The organism is Adlercreutzia shanghongiae, from assembly GCF_035830635.1.
Classification (GTDB): domain Bacteria; phylum Actinomycetota; class Coriobacteriia; order Coriobacteriales; family Eggerthellaceae; genus Adlercreutzia; species Adlercreutzia shanghongiae.
Map to the genome: position 1 here is coordinate 1 of NZ_JAYMFI010000041.1, position 5,558 is coordinate 5,558.

The following is a 5,558-nucleotide window of genomic DNA, read 5'->3' on the forward strand; positions in this document are numbered from 1 at the left end:
TCAAGCAGTCGGATTAACTACACTTCAAACTGTAATGGGGCAATCGCGCCTGGAAAGAAAGCCGCTCGGTTTCGCTGAGAGCGAGGCGCATTCTAGAGAGCTTAACCTCCTTTGCGGGTATTAGTCAGCTGGAGGACGGCGTTGCTGAAGGTTGCGGCAGGCTTGCCATTTCGCCTTACGACAAGCGTCTGCTATCGTTGAAAGAGCAGATTGCGACGGTTAATATTCTTGGCTATCGAGATTCGTCAGGTGAGTGGTTTTGGCATGCCGGGGGCAATGTAGAAGCTGAGAATGGGCTCAAGATTATCCAGTGCGATAATCTATTCAACGAGAATTCGATTTTCCGTTAGGTGCTGCAACGCGTTGTCGCGTTTTTCTTCTATTTGAGGTGCGCATATTCTGCGCATACGTAAGAAAAGACTGTGAATTGTGAAGCGGGAGATTGAGCGGATATAATATATTGAAATGGAACTGAAAAACTGATTGGAAGAGAAACCAAAATGACTTTTTCGGAGTTCGTAGAGACGTTAAAGCACTATCGGAAAGTATTTCTATGCTCTGTGGCCTTATGCGCCATAGCTGGTCTTATTTTGGCCTTTGCTGTTGGGACGTCTAAATTTGAGGCTACGAGCACGTTGACCGCCGTAGACCCCTCAGGTGGTACTCCTACTTCGGAAATGGTCAGCATCATTCGTTCAAATGCGGAAGATTTACTGAAAGAATTCGGCTTTACATCAAAAAACAGCCAAGTCACCATCGGTACTGGGCAGAACGCTAATATAGTAAGCGTAACGATTCGAATGCGAGACAAAGAACAAACAATCGAGACCGTTAACTCGATAGCACACGAGACAGCTCAGGAAACAGGGACGTATTACGATGAACTTAAGAGTCGGTACGACGAAAGCGAGCTTAAGGAAGATATTGCTGAAAACCTCAGCAATGAAGACGAGGCTTGGAATATGACCCTTCTGCAGCACCTCCTTGCGTCTAAAACCCTTTTCCAGTACCCGGAAATAATAGTAGACGACGCTCTGAAGGCCGAGAAGTCGGGAGTAGGCCCTTTGAGTTTGGGGATTATAGCGGGAATCCTGGGGTTTTGCGTTGCTTTTGCTGCTATTTTCGTGTCTGGGCTTGTCAGGAAGCCGATTAAAAACCTCTCAATGCTGCGTCATATGTCGGATATTCCTTCTTTCTCCGGTGAAGATGCGGATATTATCATGATTCATCAGCTGCTGGACCGCGAAGAAGAGAGGGGCAAGCGTGGTTCTATCGCATTGCTGCCGCTGACTAGCGCGGATTGCTCTCCTGTTTTGGAAAAGTTATCTGCGGGAATCGCTGAGGCGGGATGGATTGCCTGCTCCGGTGAGAATAACGGTAAAGATGCCAACGCGCCGATGTCTGTCGAAGATGGGAAACATGCAGACCGTTGCATTGACATTGAGATCTGCCCCTCGTTTTGCGACGGCTCCAGCGGCAGAAAGACTGCAGCTGATAGCGATTGCGTGATTGTCTGCGTGAGGTGTTGGGAGGATACGGCAACGTCGCTCGAGAATGCAGTAGAATGCTTGCGGTACATGGGAGCGTCGGTTGCTGCTATTGTTGTTACATCTTAACTTGGCTTCCCCAGGGACGAAATGAAAGCTCGACAAGTCGAATAGATGGTTTACGGTGATGCGGATTTCCGAGAACTACATGCGGAATGCACTTGGGGCAAAATAGTGACGCGCGCTAGGGCATCTTCTAGGGATGCGTTCTTTTCGGTTTTGATTGTGTTGTGGTTAGGGCTGTGTGGCGGGTGCGCTTTGCTGCAAGTCTTTGGTCTTTGTTCAGCTAATGACGCTAGCGTGATTGTCGTGGAAAATCGGGTACGCGAGCAACCGGATGCGCCGACCGCTGAAAATGTCCAGACGCGTATTTTCCAGAATAGCGTTGAGGGCAGCATGCGCGATGCCCTGCCTTTCTATGATGGAGCCGCGATGACAAAGGCATGTTTGGAGCGCCATTTCATAAAAGCAAGCGCAGGTTTGTTGCTAGAGAGTGATGCTTCCTATCCAACCTTTTATGGGTCTCGTTATGCATATGATCCGCGAAGCGATTCTGTTGTTCCTTTTCCTGCCGAGAAAGCAGAGGATCTTAATATTTGGTTGCCTGCCTTTTCCAAGGCGATAAATGAGTTTGCTGATTTACATCCTGGCATACGCGTTATATATTGCGAGCCCACCCATATGGCTTTTTCAGCGACAAATCCGCTTATAGATTTTACGTCTGGCCTAATGGATCGAACGTTCGTTGAGGAGCATGTTAACTCGCTTTTAGCGCCCAACGTGTTTCAAGTAGATTTGCAGGCTCGCGATGCGGCGGAATATGATTCTTGGTTCTATAGGAGCGAGCACCATTGGAAAACTGAAGGAGCATTTGAGGCATACAAGAGAATCCTCGATGTAGCGACGGGGGGGGCTGAGAAGCCACTAGAAGTAGAGAACATTAAGTTCCGCATCCCGTTCTATGGCTCCTATACGCGCATGGGTCTTTGCGAGCCCGAAGAGCCCGACAGTATCGATGACGTTCTTTACCCGGAATCGAACTTTAAAATTGTAATTGGCGGTCTCCCAGTTTTGATGGAAAATATTAGACATAGAGAGCTTTATGACAGTGGCAGGATGTCCCCAGAGAGATACACGTTAAGATACGAGGAATACTTCCATTGGAATTTAGGAAGAATAGATTTTCTGAACAATAACAACCGAAACGGTAAAACACTTTTAATAGTTGCGGACTCCTATTCAAATTGCATTGAGAGACTTTTGGCTGAGCACTATGAGAAGGTAGTATGTGTAGATCCCCGTGTTGAGCGAGATACGATTGAGCTTTTGTTGCTTCGTGAACAGAAGATAGACGATGTTCTGTTTATGATGTGCCCTATCGTTGCTGCACAGCCTAGGGTTGTTTCATTTATATCGAATTAGAGGATGTTTACTGGGGTTTATGGCAAAAAGCTGGCTTGCCGTGTCTATTGCTCTCAACAGGAGGCTCCTTGTGTCTACACGGCTTTCACATATCGCTATAACTATTTAATGTAAAAGTGTTAATATCGCGCGAAACCGAGATTGAGAACATTGCGTCAACGCTGGACACCTGGTAAAAAGAGATAATTGCACCTGAAGTGCGTCAGGGCTAGTCTATAATTGCTTTACAATGATTGCTACGCGAGATATTGTCCTTTTGCGACAAGCAGAGGATGCGTTGTGACGGCAGGATACATGTATAAGCGACACACGGATAGATTTTTCAAGCATTTCGATTTCATTATAATTGATCTTATATGTCTTCAGATTGCGTTTGTGCTTGCTTATGCGGCAAGCGGATATGGCTTTAATCCCTATGAAATTCCGCTGTACAGCAGTATGGCGGTATTTATCGAGGTTCTCGATCTTGTTACGCTCCTTTTAATGGATACAATGAGCGGTGTTTTGCGACGTGGTGTTTACAAAGAGCTTGTCGCAACGTTTCGTCACGGAGCAATTATCGGCGTCATTTCAGTTGTGGTTCTCTTTTTGCTGCAGCAGGGCCAGTTCTATTCGCGTTTGGCGATGTTTTTGACATTTGCCTTTTACATTGCTTTATCGTTTGCGGCGCGCGTGGCGTGGAAGATGCTTCTCTTGAAACATCTCGCGAAGGATGGAGACAGGGTGATGCTGATTGTGTCCACCGGCGACTGCGTGAGTAAAGCTTTGGATAAAATAATCGCCAATAACTATGCGCGCTACACCATTGGGGGTATAGCGCTCGTAGACGAAAGCCGGATTGGAGACACGGTTGATGGAGTGCCTGTAGTCGCGGATGCTGAGTCTCTTCCGAGCCTGCTTTGCACTGAATGGATTGACGAAGCGCTCGTGTCGGTACCCGCCGATTTCGAGAGTCCTATGAGTCTGGTTGAATCGATTGCCGAAACGGGTGTTGCGGTCCACTACGGACTCTCGGATAGCCTTCGGATTCCGGAAATGAAACAGTTTATTGAGAGCATTGGCGATTATACGGTTATCACTACGAGCATTAACTATGCATCTATGGGGCAGCTGTTCGTCAAGCGAGTTATAGATGTCGGTTTCGGTCTTGTTGGCTGCCTCGCCACAGGCATCATCGCTGTTGTTTTGGCTCCGGTCATGTTTGTGGAGTCGCCGGGTCCTTTGCTGTACTCCCAGGAGCGCGTTGGCAGGAATGGTCGTCACTTCAAGATGTATAAGTTTCGTAGCATGTATCTTGATGCGGATGAGCGTCGCGAAGAGTTGATGGGCGATAACAAGTTCTCAGACGCTCGGATGTTCAAGATGGATTTCGACCCGCGCGTGATAGGTAACAGGATTCTGTCTGATGGCTCTCGAAAGACTGGTATAGGCGAGTTCATTCGTCGGACGAGCATCGATGAGTTCCCGCAGTTCTTTAACGTGCTGAAGGGCGACATGTCGGTGGTGGGAACTCGTCCCCCTCTGGTTTCGGAGACGGCGTTTTACGAAGCGCATCATCGGGCGCGGCTTGCCATCAAGCCAGGCATTACGGGGCTGTGGCAGATTAGTGGTCGCAGCAACATTACCGATTTCGAAGAAGTGGTAAGGCTGGATAGGGAATATATCAACAACTGGAGCATTCGGCTCGATTTGAAGATTCTCGCTAAAACTGTCGTCGTGGTGCTGAATCAGGAGGGATCTGTGTAACAGCGCCTGCTAACTGCAGGTGGGGGCATGTGGCTTAGCTTCTCATATTGACGCTGCGAAAACTGACGTCGTGCGCTTTGCTAGAACTTAGCGGGAGACGAATTACTAGAGAACGTCCTCAAAGACTGCCTCGAGAATCAGTGCCATAATAATCGTAGATTTGGTAAGAATATCGGGAATTGGGTGGTTATTTAAAGCGTGAGATTAAGGCAGGCATTTTCTACCAAGGTGGCTTCGGGGGAAGCGAGGAGGCAGGGCTTATGAGAGTGGGCGACTTTTTCCTGGTGGAAGCAATCTTTGTGAAGATGTAGGCAATGAAGTTCTTTACGATTTTTGCAGAAGATATCCTCTTCGCAGAAAAGACAAAAGGAGCGATGACGCGGATAAAGAGGGGTGAAAAAGGTAAGAGGCTGTTCTCTCGGGGAAATGTGGCTTATCGGCAGGTTGCATGCGCTCCCTCTCGAGCGCTATAGCTACAAGAGGGGAGGGAGTAGTGCGAGACCAACAGATACGGGCCCGAAAGGCTACGAAAGCTTCTTCAGTGATATTGCCGGCATTTTTTTTTCGAAGGCAGCCCCCTTTTTTCCGCGGAATGACATGTGTGGCGAAAAACGAGCATGTATGGCGCGAGGCGAAATCGCCTGCGAAGGAGGCAAGTGCGCGGTTTAATGTGTTCCTTGGCTCGGTTGTTAATCTGGCGAATAGAACCTATGAGCTCGATGGCGGTTTAGGCGATGTCGATGCATGATTATTGCAGCTAAAATGCCACGGCGTTCCACGCTACGTTGCTACAGCGTTCCGCATTGCGCTGCTACGTGGCAACAGGGGCGCCGGTTTCTCGCA

3 protein-coding genes are annotated in these 5,558 nt (G+C 48.4%); all 3 read left to right on the forward strand.

Translation table 11 applies throughout. From position 1 onward, the window contains the following. The first annotated feature begins 500 nt into the window (after window positions 1-500). Window positions 501-1,616, forward strand: a complete 1,116-nt coding sequence (locus tag VJ923_RS12020) for a hypothetical protein (protein ID WP_326441812.1) — start codon at window positions 501-503, stop codon at window positions 1,614-1,616. A gap of 45 nt (window positions 1,617-1,661) precedes the next feature. After that, window positions 1,662-2,969, forward strand: coding sequence for a DHHW family protein (locus VJ923_RS12025; RefSeq protein WP_326441813.1), 1,308 nt, complete (start codon window positions 1,662-1,664; stop codon window positions 2,967-2,969). A gap of 279 nt (window positions 2,970-3,248) precedes the next feature. Further along, entirely contained in the window at window positions 3,249-4,715 is a 1,467-nt protein-coding gene (locus VJ923_RS12030; protein WP_326441815.1) for a sugar transferase, read from the forward strand. Window positions 4,716-5,558 lie beyond the last annotated feature (843 nt).